The 19193-nt window shown below is 53.8% G+C and carries 13 protein-coding genes; 12 read left to right on the forward strand and 1 reads right to left on the reverse strand.

Annotated elements, in window-relative coordinates:
• The first annotated feature begins 282 nt into the window (after positions 1-282).
• From hcp1 (ACB033_RS22170) to ACB033_RS22195, 6 genes are all read left to right on the forward strand, one after another.
• Entirely contained in the window at positions 283-801 is a 519-nt protein-coding gene (gene hcp1 / locus ACB033_RS22170; RefSeq protein ID WP_010634242.1) for a type VI secretion system effector Hcp1, read from the forward strand.
• Between the two features lie 327 nt (positions 802-1128).
• Positions 1129-2982, forward strand: a complete 1854-nt coding sequence (tssI, locus tag ACB033_RS22175) for a type VI secretion system tip protein VgrG (protein ID WP_099358593.1) — start codon at positions 1129-1131, stop codon at positions 2980-2982.
• Positions 2983-2991: 9 nt separating this feature from the next.
• On the forward strand, positions 2992-3399 hold the full coding sequence (locus ACB033_RS22180) for a DUF1795 domain-containing protein (RefSeq protein ID WP_171282329.1): 408 nt from the start codon (positions 2992-2994) through the stop codon (positions 3397-3399).
• 10 nt (positions 3400-3409) lie between these two features.
• Positions 3410-7825 carry an RHS repeat-associated core domain-containing protein gene (locus ACB033_RS22185; protein ID WP_371140760.1) on the forward strand — a complete coding sequence of 1472 codons (4416 nt, stop codon included), beginning with the start codon at positions 3410-3412 and terminating at the stop codon, positions 7823-7825.
• Complete coding sequence (locus ACB033_RS22190) at positions 7822-8442, forward strand: hypothetical protein (RefSeq protein WP_371140761.1); 621 nt, start codon at positions 7822-7824, stop codon at positions 8440-8442. Before ACB033_RS22185 ends, ACB033_RS22190 begins: the two co-directional genes overlap by 4 nt.
• Positions 8443-8775: 333 nt before the next feature.
• Positions 8776-10143, forward strand: coding sequence for a tetratricopeptide repeat protein (locus ACB033_RS22195; RefSeq protein WP_371140762.1), 1368 nt, complete (start codon positions 8776-8778; stop codon positions 10141-10143).
• A gap of 43 nt (positions 10144-10186) precedes the next feature.
• On the opposite strand, the gene ACB033_RS22200 is transcribed toward ACB033_RS22195, so the two are convergent.
• A complete protein-coding gene (locus ACB033_RS22200) occupies positions 10187-11395 on the reverse strand; it encodes a tyrosine-type recombinase/integrase (RefSeq protein ID WP_252600864.1) in 1209 nt (402 codons plus the stop codon).
• Positions 11396-12138: 743 nt separating this feature from the next.
• Here ACB033_RS22200 and ACB033_RS22205 point away from each other — a divergent pair.
• The 6 genes from ACB033_RS22205 to ACB033_RS22230 all read left to right on the forward strand — a co-directional run bounded on the left by ACB033_RS22205 (position 12139) and on the right by ACB033_RS22230 (position 18986).
• Positions 12139-12909, forward strand: coding sequence for a LuxR family transcriptional regulator (locus ACB033_RS22205; RefSeq protein ID WP_162518978.1), 771 nt, complete (start codon positions 12139-12141; stop codon positions 12907-12909).
• A 230-nt stretch (positions 12910-13139) separates the two neighbouring features.
• Positions 13140-13658 carry a type VI secretion system effector Hcp1 gene (gene hcp1, locus ACB033_RS22210; protein ID WP_010634822.1) on the forward strand — a complete coding sequence of 173 codons (519 nt, stop codon included), beginning with the start codon at positions 13140-13142 and terminating at the stop codon, positions 13656-13658.
• Positions 13659-13985: 327 nt separating this feature from the next.
• The gene (locus ACB033_RS22215) at positions 13986-16022 is read left to right on the forward strand and encodes a type VI secretion system tip protein VgrG (protein WP_139725363.1); all 2037 of its coding nucleotides are present in this window, start codon (positions 13986-13988) and stop codon (positions 16020-16022) included.
• Positions 16023-16031: 9 nt separating this feature from the next.
• Positions 16032-17423 carry a PAAR domain-containing protein gene (locus ACB033_RS22220; protein WP_017783565.1) on the forward strand — a complete coding sequence of 464 codons (1392 nt, stop codon included), beginning with the start codon at positions 16032-16034 and terminating at the stop codon, positions 17421-17423.
• A complete protein-coding gene (locus tag ACB033_RS22225; RefSeq protein ID WP_157835377.1) occupies positions 17420-18202 on the forward strand; it encodes an ankyrin repeat domain-containing protein in 783 nt (260 codons plus the stop codon). Before ACB033_RS22220 ends, ACB033_RS22225 begins: the two co-directional genes overlap by 4 nt.
• 82 nt (positions 18203-18284) lie before the next feature.
• Complete coding sequence (locus ACB033_RS22230; protein WP_139725364.1) at positions 18285-18986, forward strand: ankyrin repeat domain-containing protein; 702 nt, start codon at positions 18285-18287, stop codon at positions 18984-18986.
• The last annotated feature ends 207 nt before the right edge of the window (positions 18987-19193 follow it).

Raw genomic sequence — 19193 nt, forward strand, 5'->3', positions numbered from 1 at the left:
CAGGTTGAACGTGGAGATGGCGCTGGTGGCCAATGTGGATGAGGAGCAGTGATTCTGTTTGTGGCAAGCAACTCGTTGCGTAGATGGCAAGATGTTCCACTGCATGTGCAAGAATTTATGGTGCAATAACCTGTTGGTTGCAACTTTTTGCGCCACGCATCAGACCAGCTTGCTTGATTTTCACTTAATGCATTGAAAAATATGAATAAAAAAGAGTGGCATGGTCGCTGCTAACTGGTTCGGTCGAGTGTCATTACCGTTCAACCAATCAGGAGCAAACTCATGCCAACTCCATGTTATATCAGCATCGAAGGTAAAACCCAGGGCAATATTACCGCCGGTGCCTTCACTTCCGATTCCGTCGGCAACATCTTCGTGCAGGGCCACGAAGACGAGATGCTGGTGCAAGAGTTCCAGCACGTCGTCACCGTACCGACCGATCCGCAATCTGGTCAGCCTGCCGGTCAGCGCGTCCACAAGCCGTTCAAGTTCACCGTTGCGCTGAACAAGGCCGTGCCGCTGATGTACAACGCGCTGGCTTCCGGCGAGATGCTGCCGAAAGTGACCCTGAAGTGGTACCGCACCTCCGTCGAGGGTAAGCAGGAGCACTTCTTCTCTACTGTGCTGACCGATGCCACCATCGTCGACATCGACTGTCAGATGCCGCACTGCCAGGATCCGGCGAAGTCTGACTTCACCCAGCTGATCCAGGTCTCCATGGCCTATCGCAAGATCGATTGGGAGCACACCGTTGCCGGTACTTCCGGTGCGGATGACTGGCGCGCACCGATCGAGGCCTAAACCTCACTTTCTTACCTTGCTATTCCTTGTAAGTCATCTCGTATGTTGTGGCCGGTGTGCACCGGCCTTTTATCGCCTATTTCTCCGGACAGTCTTGGGCTGCCGGAGTTTTTGTGCTTTGCCATCCCCCTGTCTATCTAGTCGATGTCGTGCTGGTGAATGCGGAGTGATAGCAAAGCAATAAGGGGTGTTCTGTTATGCAGACACAAACAGCGGATTACCCGTCATGTTACTTATCTTTGGTGACCGCTTGTGTACCAGAGAGGGCGGTAGCGTGGTGTTTTGACAGGTTTCGGGTGCAGTTTCGAAAGGTGATAGGGAGATATCATGGCTAATCAGACCGGATTGCAATTCACCGTTAAGGTGGGCGCGCTGCCTGCCCCCACCTTTGCTGTGGCAAGCTTTGAACTTAACGAAGGGCTCAATCGTCCATTTGACCTTCATCTCGAGTTGGCCAGTCTACTGAGTGACATTGATTTTGGTGCCGTGTTGGATCAGCCCTGTGAACTGCTGGTGTGGTTCGAGGGTGATCTTCTGCGCCGTGTCAGTGGCGTGGTAGCCCAATTTGCTCAGGGTGATACTGGGTTTCGCCGTACTCGATACCGCATGGTGGTGAAGCCTGCACTATGGCGGCTCTCCTTACGTACCAATGCCCGCATCTTCCAGGCGCAGAAGCCTGAAGAGATCCTCTCCATCTTGCTGCAAGAGCACGGTATTACCGACTATGCCTTTGCCCTGAAAAACGAGCATGCCCAGCGCGAATACTGCGTTCAGTACCGTGAGAGCGATTTGGCTTTTTTGAACCGGCTAGCCGCTGAAGAGGGAATGTTCTACTTCCACGAATTTGAAGCAGGCAAGCATCGGCTCGTTTTTGCCGATGATGCTGCAGCGCTGCAGGAAGGGCCCGCCCTCTTTTTCAATCTGGCCAATCAAGGGTTGCAGCAGGGGGCGTTTGTACGCCGGTTCCATTATCAGGAAGCTGTGCGTCCGAGCGATGTAGAACTCAAAGACTACAGCTTCAAGACCCCGGCTTATGGCCTGTCTCACAAAAAAATGGGGGCTGAGCTAGAACACCAGCGCGATAGCTACCAGCACTTCGACTATCCGGGTCGCTTCAAGCAGGACCCAAGCGGCAAGGCATTTGCTCAGCATCGACTGGATGCGCTGCGAGCCGACGCGGTGACGGGAAATGGACACTCGACAGAGGCGGGGTTGATGCCTGGACTGAGTTTCGAGCTATCGGAACACCCTGCACCTGCACTCAACATTGCTTGGCAAGTAGTGCATGTGACACACACCGGTAAGCAGCCTCAAGCATTGGAGGAAGAAGGTGGTAGCGAGCCCACTGTGTATTACAACGATTTTGGGGTAGTAAAGGCTACCACCACCTGGCGTGCGCAGATGCCTCATAAGCCCCTGGTTGATGGGGCGCAGATTGCCACTGTTGTGGGACCTGCAGGGGAAGAAATCTACTGCGATAAATATGGCCGCATCAAGCTGCAGTTCCCTTGGGACAGGTATGGCGCCAGCGATGAGCACAGCTCCTGCTGGGTAAGGGTCGGTCAGGCCTGGGCCGGAGGCGGCTATGGCATGATGGCCATTCCGCGCATTGGCCATGAGGTCATTGTGAGCTTCCTTGAAGGGGACCCTGACCAGCCCATTGTCATTGGCCGCACCTATCACGCAACCAACCTTCCTCCAGAGGGGTTACCAGCTAACAAGACCCGCATGTCACTGCGCAGCAACACCCACAAGGGCAAGGGCTTTAACGAACTTCGTTTTGAAGATAAAGCAGGCCAGGAAGAGGTGTTCCTCCACGCTCAACATGACATGAATACGGTGGTGCTTAACAACCGCTCAACCTCTGTGAATGCCAATCACACGGAACAGGTTGGAGGGAGTCAGACTGTTGCTGTTCAGGGTAACCAGACAGTGTCGGTCAAGCTTGACCAGGTGACAGAAGTGCAGGGTGAGCAAACCGTAGCGGTCACTAAAAATCGCAGCACCATGGTCAATGACAATGAGTCGCTGCAGGTGAAAAACAATATCGCCATCCAATCGCAGGATGGGGACATTCTCATTGCCACAGCCGGTGGTTATATCGCCATCGACAAAGAGGGCAACATCGCCATTACCGGCAAGGGGCTCGTGTTGAACGGCACCCGCATTGATTTGAATTAAGGATGTGACATGTATCAGATGAATGAAGGTGCGCTGTTGATACCACAGCAATGGCGCGATGAGTCCCTCCATGTGTTTGTATTGCCGGGCGATACCGTCAATCTGGTGGTCAATCGTTCACCGTTCGAGTTTGGATTGGCGCCAGAGACCGTCTATCAACAGACGCTTTCGCAATTTGCGGCTCACCTCAAGGGTTATCAGGAATTGGCGAGTTGGGAGGTGCAGCTGGATGGGCAAGCCGCTCCAGCCATCGAGTACACCTGGCGCTCGACCGAGGGGCCGATGCACCAGGTGGTGGTGATGCAGGTGAGAGGGGCGTTGCTGCTGACCTTTACCATCACGGCAGCCGGCACTCTGCAAGATGAACAGAAACAAGCCTTGCTTGACGTGATTGCCACCTTTAAAGCAGCTGGCTAAGGGGGGGGGCATGCTTGGCGATATCTTAACGCGGGTAGCGCGAGTGGGTGCGATGCATGCGGGAAACCGCCCCTCCCCCCCCGCTGATAGACCCAAACCAGGTGAGGGCAAGCCGCCCACCTCTCCTGGAAAAATGATTAAGCACAAGAGTTTCTTGGGTGCCTTGGCGGGGGCGATAGCCGGTGCCCTGGTGGCGGCTGCAGTCTTTGCTGTGGCTGCTGCGGTAGTAACGGCAGCCGTCGCATTGACGGGGGTGACTGGCGGAATGGGGCTGGCGTTGGTGGTGGGGGTCGCCAAGCTTGGCCTGGGCATTGCTGCCACCATAGGGGCGGGGGACCTTATCGCCAAGGTGTCAGGAAGTGTGTCTGGCATGGTTGATAGTGCGTCCCCGTCCTTTGGTCCGGTTGCAACTGGCTCTGCCAATGTGTTTGTCGAAGGACAACCGGTCTCCCGTGCGCTGGTTGATACCGTCGCGTGCACCAAGCATTCGATTCCGCCCATCATTGCCCAAGGCAGTGAGTCTGTTTTTGTCAACGACAGTCCGGCCGCGCGAGTGGATGACCAGACCGCCTGTGGCGCCACTATCAAGGAGGGGGCTTCCACCGTGTTCTTTGGCTCAGGCCAGGGAACCTATGCCGACATAGCAGATGAGTTCAGTTGGTGGGAGAAGGGGCTGCTGATTGCGGTCGAGTTCTTGGTGCCTCCCAGTCGTGGCATGTTCAAGGGGATAGGCAAACTCTTTACCAAGGGACCGCGCGCAGTATTGCGGGGAGCATTGGTTGGGGCCAAGGTTGCGGTACGAATATTCGATCGTAACGCACGACGCTGCATGAGCCAGGGATTCAAAAACAGCAAGGGACTGGTCCGATTTAAGGAGGCCTTCAAAGCGCTGCTCCAAGATCCGATTTATGCTCCCAGTGGCGAGGTGATTGAATCCCGGCTGGATGTCGAGTTGGGGCAAACCTTGCTGCTGCGCTTTGAGCGTACCTATCGCACCGCATCCCGCCACGTGGGGCTGCTCGGCCAAGGGTGGCATGACAGCTGGAGTGAGGTCGCCAGGATAAACCAACAGGGTCTCGACACTGTTGTGACCATCACCCTGGCGCAAGGCTATGACATTGACTTTACGTTCCATCAGGATGTCACCTGCGTCTATTGCCCCCACTACCCCCAATTTACCCTGACTCGCCACACCGATGGCAGCATGTTGTTGTGGGACCGGGACAGTCAACAGACCCGTCACTTCGCTTATCCGCAGGGTGAACTACGCCTGCTCAGCGGCATATCCGATAACCATGCCAACCGTATTGAGCTAACCCGTGATCAGGCCGGCAAGCTATGCCGGGTGCGCCACAGCGATGGCATCGAGCTGGCGCTGGCGTGGCAAGATGACTATCTGCAGCAGATTATCCGGGTTGATGGTGGTCAGCACACCCTCTTGGCCAGGTACACCCAGAGCCTGACTGGTCAACTGGTCGAGGCGGATGCCAGCCATCACTATCACCTGTTTTACGAATACGACAGCCAGGGGCGGCTAACGCGTTGGCATGATAATGACCAGACCTGGGCACGTTATGAATATGACGCTAAAGGGCGCTGCGTCTACACCACCTGTGCCGATGGCATGCTCACCGCACGCTTTGACTATCAGCCAGGCAAGGTAGTCATGACCGACGGGATGGGGCGCCACGAGTATGAGCTTAACGAGCTTGACCTGGTGAGCGCGATCCGCTCCCCCCTTGGCTATGTGACCCGCTTTGACTACGACGAGTTTGGTAACCTGCTGCGAGAGATTTCTCCGGCCGGACGGGTGGTCGAGTTTGAATACCTGGATGACACCGGGCTGGTGACCCGCTTTGTCGACGGCAGCGGCCACGCTTGGCACTACGAGTATGATGAGCAGCAGCGGCTGTGCGCAGTCACCGACCCGCTCGGGCGCAGTTGGCTGTGGCGTTTCGATGAAACGGGTAATCCGGAGAAGCTGACGGGGCCGGATGCCAGCGAAGTGCATTTTAGCTGGAACCGTTATGGGCTGCTGACGGCGGTCAGCGACCAGAGTGGCAAGGTGCAAGCACGCCTGCAGTATGACCAGCGCCAGCGCCTGCTTAGCCAGACGGATGCCGAGGGACGTACCGAGCAGTGGCGCTACGATGGTCAGGACCGGGTTGCGCAATGGCAACGTGCCGACGGTGCCCGCTATCAGTTAGGCTATCGTCGCCCCAGCTGGCAATTGCCTGAGCAGCTCAAGCGGCCCGATGAGGTAGAAGAGCAACGCCGTTACGATCGCCACAAAAACCTGATCGACTATGTCGATGGCAATGGCCAGCACTGGCGCCAACGCTTTGGTGCCTTCGATCTGCTGCTTGAGCGCACTGATGCCAGTGGCCGTAGTTGGTACTATCAATACGACCGCGATACCCAGCAGCTAATAAAGGTCACCGGGCCCGACCAGCAGGTGTGGCAGTGGTGGCTCGATAATGATGGCCGGTTGGTGCGCGAGCAGGATATGGCGGGCACTGTCACCCACTATGGCTATGACGAAGATGGTCACTGCATCGAAGTCCGCAATGGCGAAGGTCAGGCTCGCCACTTCCTGTTTGATGGCCGTGGCTTGCTGCTGCGTGAAACCAGTGACGATGACACCCTTCATTATCACTACGACGGGGCAGGCAGATTGCTGGAAGTGTCATCCAGCATCAGCCACCTGCGCTTTGAATATGACACCCGCGACCGGGTGGTACGTGAAGAACAAAACGGCGCCACCATTAGCCGTACCTATGACGAGCAGGCTCGCACCCTGACCCGAACTCTGAGCTGGCCTGAGGCACACCAAGAGAATAAGGAAGACGAACCGGCCCCACTGACCACTTCCTTTATCGTCAACAACGTCGGTGAACTGACCCGCATTGGTTTGCCAGATGGCGCAGAGCTGACCCTGGTGCACGACCTGGCTGGTCGGGAGGCACTGCGCCAGGGCGGTGCTTTTGGTCTGAAGCAAGAGTATGACGCACTGGGCCAGCTCACACGCGCCCAAAGTGGTCAACTGCAAGAGGGACGCTTGCTGGCGGGGCTCACCGGCGAATACGGTTATGACCGTGCTGGCAACCTGATTGGCGAGCGGCGGGGACGCGAGGCGCAGGGCTATCGGCTCGATGCCTGTGGTCGGGTGCTGGAGACCCTTAGCCAGCATCCCAACGCAGGCCGCCAGCGGGAGGCGCAATTTAGCTACACCCGTCAGGGGTTGCCATTGACCGACGGCGAACACACCCGCTGGCAGCAAGGGCGGGTCAGCCAGCGGGGTGATACCCACTACGACTATGACAAGGCGGGCAGGCTTGTCAGCAAACGTCAGCTGCGTCCGGGCTTTCGACCCGAACAGTGGCACTACCGCTGGGACAGTCGTAACCAGCTGAGGGTGGTCACCACCCCCGAAGGCTCTAACTGGTTTTATCGCTACGACCCGTTTGGTCGGCGCATCAGCAAGCGCTGTGAGCAGAGTGGCGAAGAGGTGCGTTACCTGTGGGATGGCGACCAGATAGCCGAGGTGCGTCATTTCCAGCAAGGCACACTGCAACAGCGCCGCCACTGGGTCTGGCGTGGCTGGGAATTGCTGGTGCAGCAGCGTCAGATGACACAAGCTGGCGTGGTGAGTCTGCCTCATGCTTCCACTGTCTATATCGAACAAGGCCGACAAACCGCCGCAGAGAATTGGCAGACCGATTTTGCCGTCAGCCAGCAAAATGGCGAACTGCTGGGGCTCTATAACCCACAAGGGGAACTGCACTGGCAGCCGACCAAAACCAGTCTGTGGGGCCAGCGATTAAGCAATCATGCTGATATCCGTGACCCCGGTCTGGCATTCGCAGGCCAACTGCGTGACGATGAAAGCGGACTCTGCTATAACCGTTTTCGGTACTACGACCCGCAAGGTGCTTGTTATATCTCCCCCGACCCGATAGGGGTACTGGGTGGGGAGAATAATTATGGGTATGTGCATAATCCGGTAAATTGGGTTGACCCACTAGGATTAAGTAGCTGCGCTTTAGGGCGAAACATGGGGGCTCGAGTAGGAGATGGGATGGCTAATCACCATCTTATTCCAGAGGAGTTGATGAAAGATAAGCAATTTAAAAGCATATTTGATAGATTGAAAAAAATAGGCTGGCATGGAGATAATGCATCTAATGGTATTTTTCTCCCCGGCAACCAAGATTTATCTGGCAAAATAGGGTTGCCAGGACATTGGTCCAACCATAATCAATACACTGCAGCAGTCAGAACAAAGTTAGCTCAATTATCGAAGCAAGCTGCACATTTGAGTGATACCAGTTTAGCACTCAAAATAAAGGAGATACAAGGCTGGGCAGCAACAGGTTTAGAGAATGGAGTATTTAAAGTGGACCCGATAACTGGAAGATTACTATGATTAATGATACCCAGCATTTTTTCATTATTGAATCGGCGCCTGATGGAAAAGGAATTCCATATTTTATCGATAAGGAGTGGACTCCTGAACTCCCAAATTATGAGTTTTATGATGCTCCTCCATGTGAAAGTGAGTTTGCAGTCAGTTATGAACTGAAGGCTAAAACAACACAGCTAAAAGGTGATTATTTGGTTGATGAAAATCTAGCTTCTTTAGATATGATCCTGCTTTGTAAAAAACTAGATATTAAAAATATAGGAATTCCTATTAACGTACTACTTCAGAGAGGAAAAAAAACAGATAAAGATTATTTTTTGTTTTTCTTGCTGGACTACATTTCCATTCTTGATGAGAATGGTTCAATATATGAAATATCAGTTGATCCAGAAACGGGGAAGTTGAACACACCAGAAGAACGTGGCTTAAATAAAATATATTACGAGTCAATAAGCCACTTCGAGATAAAGAGTGGTATTACCAAGCACCTCTTTATATGTAATGAGATTGCGGCCCCTGTATGTTCTTTACTTTTTAAGCAAGAGTACGAAAGACTTGGTTTAACAGGTATTTCATTTAGGCCAATCGATGATAGTTATAGCTATTCTGCTTGGGATTAAATAAATCCTTCCCGTGAAGGGTCTACTTGGGGCAGTGTGGTGGTGTGAGTCAGCAGCACACATTGTCTCGTATGTTGGGCTAAGCCGTAGGTTGGTGCTGAACGAAGTGAAGCCCAACGTCTGCCGAGGCAACATCCCGCTGCGATGGGATAGGCAACCTGATTGGCGAGCGGCGCGAGGCGCAGGGCTATCGGCTTGATGACTGTGGCCGGGTGCTGGAAGCCCTCAGCCCAGCTTTGTGTCCGCCATCCGGTTGTGCAGCAGGATGATTAGACATCCCGTAAGTTGGCAGCTCTTAATCCAATATATTTTCACTCTGCGAAGAATTTTCCCATGACACATCGAGCCTTATGGCTGGTACTGGTAGGCAGCATGCTTGCAGCCTGTTCTTCCACTGCCCCACGTACTGACGCCGAGTTATCCCAAGCGGCAAAGCAGGGGGATGGCCGTGCCCAGTATGAGCTGGCCAAACGCCTGGCCAAGCAACCTGATTACCCTAATGCCATGCACTGGATGCAGCAGGCTGCACAGCAGTCAGGCCCCTTGGCCGCCGATCAAAAGATCCGCGCCAATGCTGCCTGGCAAGTCGGTGACTGGTATCAGGCCGGGCTCGGTGAGCCCAAGGATCCTGCGCTCGCTACTCAGTGGTGGCAGCGTTCAGCTCGCCTTGGTAACACCCAGGCCAGCTATCGGCTGGGGCTGATGTGCCAAGAGCAGCATCAAGGCAAACTGGTGAGTGAATGCCTCGACTGGTTCGAGCAAGCTGCCAAGCAGGATCATGCTGAAGCTCAGTTGGTGCTGGCCCGTTGGTACAGCCAGCAACCTGGGGCAGACACGAACGCCATCAAGTGGCTTGAACAAGCTGCAGAACTGGGCAACCGTGATGCCCAGTACCTGCTGGGTGAGCGATATGCGCAAGGTAAAGGGGTTGTCAAACGACCAGACCTCGCCCAGCGCTGGAATGATAAGGCTGCTGCTCAGCAGCAACCGGATGCTTTGCTACAGCAAGCCAAACAGGCCGCCCCCGCCAACGCTTTCACAGCTTATCAACGAGCAGCTAGTGCGGGCTCTGCTGAGGCCGAACTTTGGCTAGGAATGGCGTATCTGGCTGGGGATCAAGTATCAGCCGACCCCGCTTTGGGTCGCTATTGGCTGGATCTGGCCGCCGGGCACGGCTCCCACGAGGCCGAATATCAACTGAGTTTGCAGCAGATAGACCGGGAGCAACGGCTCCACTGGTTAACGCGGGCTGCTGACGGTGGCGTGACCAAAGCTTGGTTCGATCTGGCTGCACTACAGCAGGAACAAGGTGAACTGGAACAAGCCAGAGCCAGCTATGCCAAGGCCGCTCGGCAAGGGAATATGGCAGCACTCTATGCTTACGGTGAGATGCTGCGTCTGGGGCAAGGGGGTAAAGAAGATTACGCGCTGGCACTCAAGCAGTATCGCCTGGCAGCCCAGCAAGGCGATCGTATGGCCCAATACCGGATGGGGACACTGCGTGAGAAAGGTCTGGGGGCACCGCGTAACCGGATACATGCCTATGCCTGGCTGTCATTGGCGGCAACAGAAGGGATGCCAGAGGCGGTGCAGGCTCGTGACGAGCTGGAAGCAGCAATGACACAGCCGGAAGTCAAACAAGCGCAGAAACTCTCTGAGCACTGGTTTGGTAAGATGTCATCGCCCGCCAAGAAAAGCTAAAAAAAAGAACATAGAAGAAAGCGGCCAAATGGCCGCTTTCTTCTTATTCAGTTGGCAAATAACCTGCCACAAGCTCAGCCCACGCATCCATCATAGGACGCCGCTGATCGAGCAAATCAGTACGGTGGTATGCAGCTTCTACCTTGTTTTGAATTGTGTGAGCTAACGCTCGTTCAGCGAGATCCCGCGCATAGCCTTGTTCGCTGCACCAGTCTCGAAAGCTGGAACGAAAGCCATGAGCCGTTGCCATTCGGCCAGGAGTACAACTCCCCGCTTTGGCTCTTCTCAGAAACATTGTCAGCACAGTGTCCGAGAGCGGTACTTGGTCCCTGGGAGATGGGAATACCAACTCGTCATGTAATCCCCTTAACCCCAGCAGGATCTCGACGGCACGAAGAGATAACGGAACACGATGTTGTTGCTTGGCTTTCATACGCTCGGCTGGTAGGGTCCAGACCCTTGCCTCCAGATCGACTTCTGGCCACTTCATGGCTCTGACTTCACCTGAACGGCAAGCAGTCAGGATCAAGAACTCTAGCATTGAGCGGGTTACATCGTATTGTTGCTCCGTTCTAAGATGCTTTTGTACAAAGGCGGGGATATCACGCCAAGGCATCGCGGGCTGGTGTTCAACCCTCACTGATTTGCTGGGTTGGGCCGGTAGTAAGTGACTCACCACATCCACCGGGTTTGCAGAGGTATAGCCGTGAGCCCATGCCCAAGTCATCACTGCGTGTAGACGCTGTTTAACACGGCTTGCCGTTTCTGGGATCGTCAGCCATATCGGTTGTAGGACTGAAGCGATATGAGCTGGGGTGATGATATCAATGGAGATTGCACCAATGGTAGGAAAGGCATATTGCTCCAATGTGGTGATCCATTGCTTACCGTGCTTGGGGTTCTTCCAACCTGGTAGCAAGCTTTCGTAGACCAATCTGGCAGATGCTTCCAATGTCGGGATCTTCGGCTTGTTCTGCTCCTGCAGTCGGATCTCTAGCGGATCTAGGCTATTCGCCAGTTGTTCCCGCATTGCCTGTGCGTCTCGCGCTGCGTCAGCGATGGAGATCTCGGGGTAAGTCCCAAGACCAGCATTACGTCGTTTCTTCGTCATTGGGCTCACATAGCGGAACACCCATTTGCCTCGTCCCTTGACTGTAGAGGGGTGTAGCGTCAAGCCTGTCACGCCACCGTGAGCAAGGGGTTTATCTTCCGGCTTGATGCTACGAGCTTTGGTATCGGTGAGGATGGCCATCAGGTAACCTCCTTGAGAATTGAATATGCCACTCAGTATGCCACCAAGCATGCGCAGTGGTAATATGCGATTGGGAAGGATTGGACAAGGTTTGCTTATAAGGTACTGATAGGAGTTGATTTGTCTGACGGCTTCAGAATCGATTGGACTGGATTGCGGCGGGCACCTCCTCCGCCATTTATTCAGCCAAAAAGGCCATCCGAAAGGATGGCCTTTTTGCTATTCAAATCCCCGCTGTCATTCTGCCTCTGACTGGGCAATCCATCTTTATCCACGTTTTTCAGGCCGTTGGCCAAGGCTGACGTTTGCGATTTTCCTGCCTGTTTTGCTCTGCGTTCATTACAAGACTATCACCGGGCAACCAGCGTCTTGATCGTCTCCGTTGGCACTGATATTCGCACAGTTCGGTAGGTATCTCGTCTCGCTAACTCATCCGCCACAACTTGGACTCCTTCTGTTGCTTGATGCTGGCAGCGTAGAGGACTGCTGGTCCGCCGGTGAGAGGTCAGCCATGACAAAGGTTGCAATGATTAACATCCGTAGGAGTCATGACTGGTCGCTGGTGGAACGATCTTGTTTTTCTGTAGCATTTCATTACAAAAATTACGGTTCGATAGCATAAAGTGTGGGGCAGTTCTGATTTTCCTGTGTGCCGGGGTGTGTCATCTATTGACGCTTGTTAACATTCAGTATGTTTCCATGTTTGGCCACCTTATCTTGTGCATGATCCTCATACCCCGGAAATGAATACCCTGCACGCGCTGGAGCTTATCGGTCAGTTCGAGACGGCGGCTGACGAGCGCGCCATCGTGACCCTGCTGCGCGAACTGAGCGGCCGCATGGGATTCGACTATTTTCGCCTTGCCCTGATCTTCCCCAGCACCATCCAGCGTCCGGACGTCATCATCTTCAACGGCTGCCCGCAGGCCTGGGTGGATACCTACACCGGCAGCGGCTTCTTTGCCATCGACCCCATCGTCAAGTGCGCCATGACCAGAAGCACGCCCATTCTATGGGCCGATGTGGTGAACGATGAGGAGCGTTGTGATGAACAGGGCCGGGAGGTGATGCAGTTGGCTAGCGAGTACGGCATTCGTGACGGTATCACCCTGCCCTGGCACGGTGCCAACGGTCATGTCGGCCTGCTCTCCTTTATTACCAGCATGCCTCGTACCAGCCAGCAGTGGCTCTCTGCGGTGCCCTTTATCAGCTGGCTCTCCATGCATATTTTCGAAGCGGTGGCCCGGGTCTGTCTGGCGGGGCTGTCACCGCACGATGCGCTGAGTTTGCGGGAGCTGGAGGTGTGTCGCTGGGCGGCGGAGGGCAAGCAGGTGAGCGATATTGCCCAGATCCTCGGGATCACGCCCCGTACCGTGACGTTTCATCTGAACAATGTGGTCAGCAAGCTGGGGGCCAGCAGCAAGAGCCAGGCCATCTCATGGGCATTGAAACAGGGAATGGTCAGGTTGAACGTGGAGATGGCGCTGGTGGCCAATGTGGATGAGGAGCAGTGATTCTGTTTGTGGCAAGCAACTCGTTGCGTAGATGGCAAGATGTTCCACTGCATGTGCAATAATTTATGGTGCAATAACCTGTTGGTTGCAACTTTTTGCGCCACGCATCAGACCAGTTTGCTTGATTTTCATTTAATGCATTGAAAAATATGAATAAAGAAGAGTGGCATGGTCGCTGCTAACTGGTTCGGTCGAGTGTCATTACCGTTCAACCAATCAGGAGCAAACTCATGCCAACTCCATGTTATATCAGCATCGAAGGTAAAACACAGGGCAATATCACTGCAGGTGCCTTCACTTCCGATTCCGTCGGCAACATCTTCGTGCAGGGCCACGAAGACGAGATGCTGGTACAAGAGTTCCAGCACGTCGTCACCGTACCGACCGATCCGCAATCCGGTCAGCCTGCTGGCCAGCGCGTCCACAAGCCGTTCAAGTTCACCGTTGCGCTGAACAAAGCCGTGCCGCTGATGTACAACTCCCTGGCCTCCGGCGAAATGCTGCCGAAAGTGACCCTGAAGTGGTACCGCACCTCTGTCGAGGGCAAGCAGGAGCACTTCTTCTCTACCGTGCTGACCGATGCCACCATCGTCGACATCGACTGCCAGATGCCGCACTGCCAGGATCCGGCGAAGTCTGACTTCACCCAGCTTATCCAGGTCTCTCTGGCTTACCGCAAGATTGACTGGGAGCACACCGTTGCCGGTACCTCTGGTGCTGATGACTGGCGCGCGCCCATCGAGGCATAAGCCTGACGTTCTAACTTCGTTATTCCCTGTATTAGGTTTCGTATCTTGTGGCCGGTGTGCACCGGCCTTTTATCCCGTATTTCTCCGGGCGGTCTTGGGCTGCCGGAGCCTTTATGCTTTGCCACCCCCCTGTCTATCTAGTCGATGCTGTGTTGCTGAATGCGGAGGGATGGTAAAGCAATAAGGAGTGTTCTGTTATGCAGACACAAAGAACGTATTACCCGTCATGTTACTTATCTTTGGTGACCGCTTGTGTACCGGAGAGGGCGGTAGCGTGGTGTTTTGACAGGTTTCTGGCGCAGTTTCGAAAGGTGATAGGGAGATATCATGGCTAATCAGACCGGATTGCAATTCACCGTCAAGGTGGGCGCACTGCCTGCCACCACGTTTGTTGTGGCAAGTTTTACGTTGCATGAGGCATTAAGCGATCCGTTCACCCTTTCATTGCAACTGGCGAGTAGCCAGTCGGATATCAACTTCGGTGCGGTACTGGATCAACCTTGTGAGTTGCTGGTGTGGTACGACGGTGAGTTGCAGCGGCGTGTGAACGGAGTGGTGAGTCAGTTCGAACAGGGCGACAGCGGTTTTCGCCGAACGCGCTACAGCATGGAAGTCAAACCTGCGCTGTGGCGATTGGGTCTGCGTCATAATGCCCGTATTTTCCAGGCCCAAAAGCCGGAAGAGATCATCGGCGCCCTGCTACAAGAGCACGGCATTACCGACTACGCCTTTGCACTCAAGCATGCCCATGTGCAGCGGGAGTACTGCGTACAGTACCGGGAATCTGACCTTGAATTCATCAATCGCCTCGCAGCAGAAGAGGGGATGTTCTACTTTCATGAGTTTGAAGCCGGCAAGCATCGGCTCGTGTTCGCAGACGATGCCGCAGCGCTCACCGATGGCCCTGCGCTCTTCTTCAATTTAGGTAACCGCTCGCTAGAGCAAGGGCCCTATGTACGCCAGTTTCACTATCGAGAAGCAGTGCGCCAGGCTGAGGTTGAACTCAAGGACTACAGCTTTAAAACCCCTGCATATGGCCTGTCCCATAAAAAGCTGGGGAGTGAACTTGAGCACCAGCGTGATACTTATCAGCACTTCGATTATCCAGGGCGTTTCAAGCAAGATCCCAGTGGCAAATCCTTCACCCAATACCGGCTTGATGCACTGCGCAGGGATGCCATGGCAAGCCGAGGCCAATCAAACTGTGCGGCGCTGTTGCCGGGCCAGACTTTTGCATTGAGTGAGCACCCAAATGCAGCCTTGAATACCGATTGGCAAATCGTCAGCATTGTCCATACCGGCAAGCAGCCTCAAGCACTGGAAGAAGAAGGTGGCGATGGTGCGACAACGGTGACCAATGAGTTCTCGGTTGTTAAAGCGCTGCAAACCTGGCGACCGCTCTTACCACATAAACCGATGGTTGATGGGCCTCAAATTGCCACTGTCGTGGGACCTTCTGGCGAAGAGATTTATTGCGACAAATATGGCCGGATCAAGCTGCAGTTCCCATGGGATCGCTATGGTGCCAGCAACGACCAGAGCTCCTGTTGGGTACGTGTCAGCCAAGGTTGGGCGGGTGGCCAATATGGCATGATGGCGGTACCGCGTATCGGTCACGAAGTGATTGTGAGCTTCCTCGAGGGGGATCCGGATCAGCCCATCGTGACAGGTCGTACTTATCACGCCACCAACCAAACCCCCTATGTATTGCCCGAACATAAAACACGGACACTGCTGCGAACCGACACACATAAGGGCCAAGGCTTCAACGAGCTGCGTTTTGAAGATGAAGCATCGAGAGAGCAGATTTACATTCATGCCCAAAAAGACATGGATGTGGTCATCAACCATATCCATCGCCAAAGTGTGGGGCTGGATCAGCATTTGACGGTCAATCAGGATCAGTTCCAGCGAGTGGACCGCCATAGTCATCGCACGGTAGCTCAAGATGATGTTGAACAAATTGGGCAGGACCATCACCAACTGATCGGTCGCCACTTTGTGCAAAAAGTGATGGCCTCATTCAAACGATTCATCGGTGGGGGCGAGATCACTCATCTGGATGGTAGCCGCCAGACCTCTATTTCTGGTGGAGAAGAGCTGGTCGTGGGAGCACATCAACGTGTGGTGGTGGGTACAGACAGCTACCTCAAAGCCACCGACATTGTGCTGGAGGCGGGGCAAGCACTGACCATCAAGGGGCCAGGTGGTTTTATCAAGCTTGATGGCGCGGGAGTGACCATCTCGGGCAATGTGGTCAAGATCAACGATGGCGGTTCACCAGGTGCCGGTGCAGCTCCTGTCGCAATAGAACCGGAGGCACCGAACAAGCCCACCCTGCCGGATGCACCGGATCGTCGTTAAGGAGTCATTATGCCAAGTGCTGCTCGATTAGGTGATAGCTGCGCCGGTCATGGCTGTTTCCCGGCGACTCCCATCATTGCAGGTAGTGGGGATGTCATCATTAATGGCAAGCCTGCAGCACGTAAAGGGGATGCCGTGCTGCTCCATGCTTGCCCTTGTCCCAACATGCCGCATGGCATTCATAGTCGCGCCATCTCCGGTGGTTCCAGCAATGTGTTTATCAATGGCAAGGCGGCAGCAAGGGTGGGGGATGCCATTGGTTGTGGCGGCTCCGTTGCAGCAGGCAGTGGCAATGTGATCATCGGGGATAGCCCCTATCAATCTCCCGCAAAGAGCTGTGCTGAGCAGACGGCCAAAAAACGGCTGCCCTTGTTGGCGCTCTCGCCCATGTTGGTGCCATGGCAAACATTGCTGGAATGGGCTGCCCCCGTCGCCTTGCCAGAGGCGGAGAAAACCTTGACAGAGGCACAGCGTAAGCTGCGCTATCAGGCGCGTAAACAATTATCCGAGCGTGCTGCCAAGGTGCCGGGATTGGTGGATGCAGGTAAACGTCTGGGCTTTAACAATGACAGTATCCTGCGTGCTGAGGCTGCGCAGTATGTCTATGCCGTGGATGAATTTAATCGCGGTGTAAAAGATGAATTATCAACCTCTCCGGTGGGACTCCAGCTGGTTGATGTTAAAAAAATACCTGGCCTGGAAAAGGCCGTCTTTACCAGTAAAGAGAGCGGATTTGGAGCGGCTTTGTTTAAGTCGTCCATTAACAATGAGACCATGCTTACCTATCGGGGCACGAATAATAAAGTGACCGGTAAAATGGATTGGATGACGAACATTGCTCAAGGACTAGTTGGAGCAGAAACCAAACAATACACACAGGCAATGCATTTAGCCACACAGGTACAAGAGGCTGTAGCCTCACCTTCGTCCCCTCTGGTGTTGGTGGGTCATTCGTTAGCGGGGGGGGAAGCTTCTGCAGGGGTTGGTGTCACTGGTTTGCCCGGTTATACCTTCAATGCTGCCGGGTTACATTCGAATACGGTCAGCCGCAAGGGGGGCTTGCCGCTGGATAAAATAGGTGAGTTGGTCACCACCCAGGCGGTAGATGGGGAGATACTAACTATGATGCAAGGCGCGGGGAAATTGGCGGTCCCCACTCTGTTTGCCGGGATTGGCAGTGCAATAGGGGGCTCGGGCGGTGCGGCTGTTGGTGGAGCCTTGGGAAGCCTGCTGCTGGCAGGGGGGGCACTCCCTCCCGCTGCTGGCAAGATGTTACCCTTACCCTCGCAAGGGGGAAACCCAGTTGCTCGCCATGGTATGGACCAAGTGATTGCTGGGATTGAAGCGCAGAAGAGTGAGGATATCGGTACCATTACCAGCAAACTGGGAGGAGTAAAATGATATGGTTATCTCGTTTGAAGGTGCTCTGCGTCGGAGTGCTGGGCTTGTTATCGGCCTACCAAGTAGGAGGAAAAAGTATGCAGGCCAGTGAATTTTTTCCAGCCCCAGTAGTCAACGTGCTGGATGCCATTCAGCGTGGTGATGAAACGACGGCGCGGCGGTTAATTGAACAAGGTGTTGATCTCAATATTAGAGATACAGAGCCTCCGGGAGCAACTCCATTGCTTTGGTTGGTCAACACTAAAGATGAAAAAGCTATTCAGCTGGCGTTGAAACTGGGGGCAGATCCTAATTTCAAATTTGGTACTGGTGGCAATTGTGTGGCTATGGTCGCCGGCTCTAAATACCCCAACTTACTAAGAATGATGCTGGATGCCGGTGGCGACCCTAACTCACTCAATGGTGATCATGAACCTGCCATCTTCAATGCCATCGGAGAGGCGCGTTGGGCTGATATCAAGTTATTGGTGGAACGTGGTGCAGATCTTAACCTGACCGATGGTCCAGGCAGTAATAGCGCCCTATATGGTGCATCGATCAATCAATATGAAGTTGTATATTGGTTGCTGCAACATGGTGCGGATTATCAACTGAGATCTGCAACGGGAGCTGATTTAGCTTATCGAGTTGAGCACAGTCTATCGCTGATGGATAAGTCCTCTCCTCAGTATCCTTGGGCACTCAAGGTGAAACAGTTCTTGATAGAAAAAGGTGTAAAATTTCCCCCACAGACACCTGCCGAAGTACGCGAACGTTGGGCCAAGGGTGAGAAGGTCTAACTTGAGGTCGAGATACTGTCTGACGAGTGTCTGGGGCGCCATACTGAGCATGTTATTTGCGTGTCAGGTAGGAGGGAAAAGTATGCAAGCCAATGAGTTTTTCCCTGCCCCAGTAGTGAAAGTTCTGGATGCCATCCAGCGTGGTAATGAAACGACGGCGCGGCGGTTAATGGAACAAGGAGTTGATCTAAATATTAGAGATACGGAGCCACCGGGAGCAACCCCATTGCTTTGGTTGATCAACACTAAAGATGAAAAAGCCATTCAGCTGGCATTGAAGTTGGGAGCAGATCCCAATTTCAAATTTGGTACTGGGGGCAATTGTGTTGCTATGGTCGCCGGCTCTAAATACCCCAACTTACTAAGAATGATGCTGGATGCCGGTGGCGACCCTAACTCATTCAATGGTGATCATGAACCTGCCATCTTCAATGCTATCGGAGAGGCGCGTTGGGCAGACATCAAGCTATTGGTGGAACGTGGTGCGGATCTTAACCTGACCGATGGTCCAGGCAGTAATAGCGCATTGTATGGAGCCTATATCAATCAATATGAAGTTGTTTATTGGCTGCTACAGCATGGAGCTGATTACCGGATGAGAGATAGCGGGGGCTCTGATTTGGCTTTCTCGGTGGAAGACAGTCTGTCACTTATGGACAAGTCATCTCCTCAGTATCCTTGGGCGCTTAAGGTAAAACAGTTCTTGGTAGATAAAGGTATTAAATTTCCCCCGTTGACACCTGCCGAAGTACGCGAACGTTGGGCCCGAGGAGAGAAGATATAGTGATGTGAGACAAATGGGGCAGGAAAGACTGCCCTATAACCTCGACATTGAAGGTAATATTTTCTGTGACTTCACCGACACCATACACCCACTCTCATTATCGATCTTCTCATCACTAAGTTATTTGTCATGTTTAGATGTGATAAACACCTCCAATTAATTTAATAACTAGGCAATCAGTTCTAATGTCATTACCTATATTCGACA

The organism is Aeromonas sp. S15(2024) (assembly GCF_041402265.1).
In the GTDB taxonomy this organism is placed as follows: domain Bacteria; phylum Pseudomonadota; class Gammaproteobacteria; order Enterobacterales; family Aeromonadaceae; genus Aeromonas; species Aeromonas dhakensis.

Coding starts and splice junctions, on each gene's coding strand:
- hcp1 (WP_010634242.1), top strand. CDS start 283: ATGCCAACTCCATGTTATATCAGCATCGAAGGTAAAACCCAGGGCAAT.
- tssI (WP_099358593.1), top strand. CDS start 1,129: ATGGCTAATCAGACCGGATTGCAATTCACCGTTAAGGTGGGCGCGCTG.
- ACB033_RS22180 (WP_171282329.1), top strand. CDS start 2,992: ATGTATCAGATGAATGAAGGTGCGCTGTTGATACCACAGCAATGGCGC.
- ACB033_RS22185 (WP_371140760.1), top strand. CDS start 3,410: ATGCTTGGCGATATCTTAACGCGGGTAGCGCGAGTGGGTGCGATGCAT.
- ACB033_RS22190 (WP_371140761.1), top strand. CDS start 7,822: ATGATTAATGATACCCAGCATTTTTTCATTATTGAATCGGCGCCTGAT.
- ACB033_RS22195 (WP_371140762.1), top strand. CDS start 8,776: ATGACACATCGAGCCTTATGGCTGGTACTGGTAGGCAGCATGCTTGCA.
- ACB033_RS22200 (WP_252600864.1), bottom strand. CDS start 11,395: ATGGCCATCCTCACCGATACCAAAGCTCGTAGCATCAAGCCGGAAGAT.
- ACB033_RS22205 (WP_162518978.1), top strand. CDS start 12,139: ATGAATACCCTGCACGCGCTGGAGCTTATCGGTCAGTTCGAGACGGCG.
- hcp1 (WP_010634822.1), top strand. CDS start 13,140: ATGCCAACTCCATGTTATATCAGCATCGAAGGTAAAACACAGGGCAAT.
- ACB033_RS22215 (WP_139725363.1), top strand. CDS start 13,986: ATGGCTAATCAGACCGGATTGCAATTCACCGTCAAGGTGGGCGCACTG.
- ACB033_RS22220 (WP_017783565.1), top strand. CDS start 16,032: ATGCCAAGTGCTGCTCGATTAGGTGATAGCTGCGCCGGTCATGGCTGT.
- ACB033_RS22225 (WP_157835377.1), top strand. CDS start 17,420: ATGATATGGTTATCTCGTTTGAAGGTGCTCTGCGTCGGAGTGCTGGGC.
- ACB033_RS22230 (WP_139725364.1), top strand. CDS start 18,285: ATGCAAGCCAATGAGTTTTTCCCTGCCCCAGTAGTGAAAGTTCTGGAT.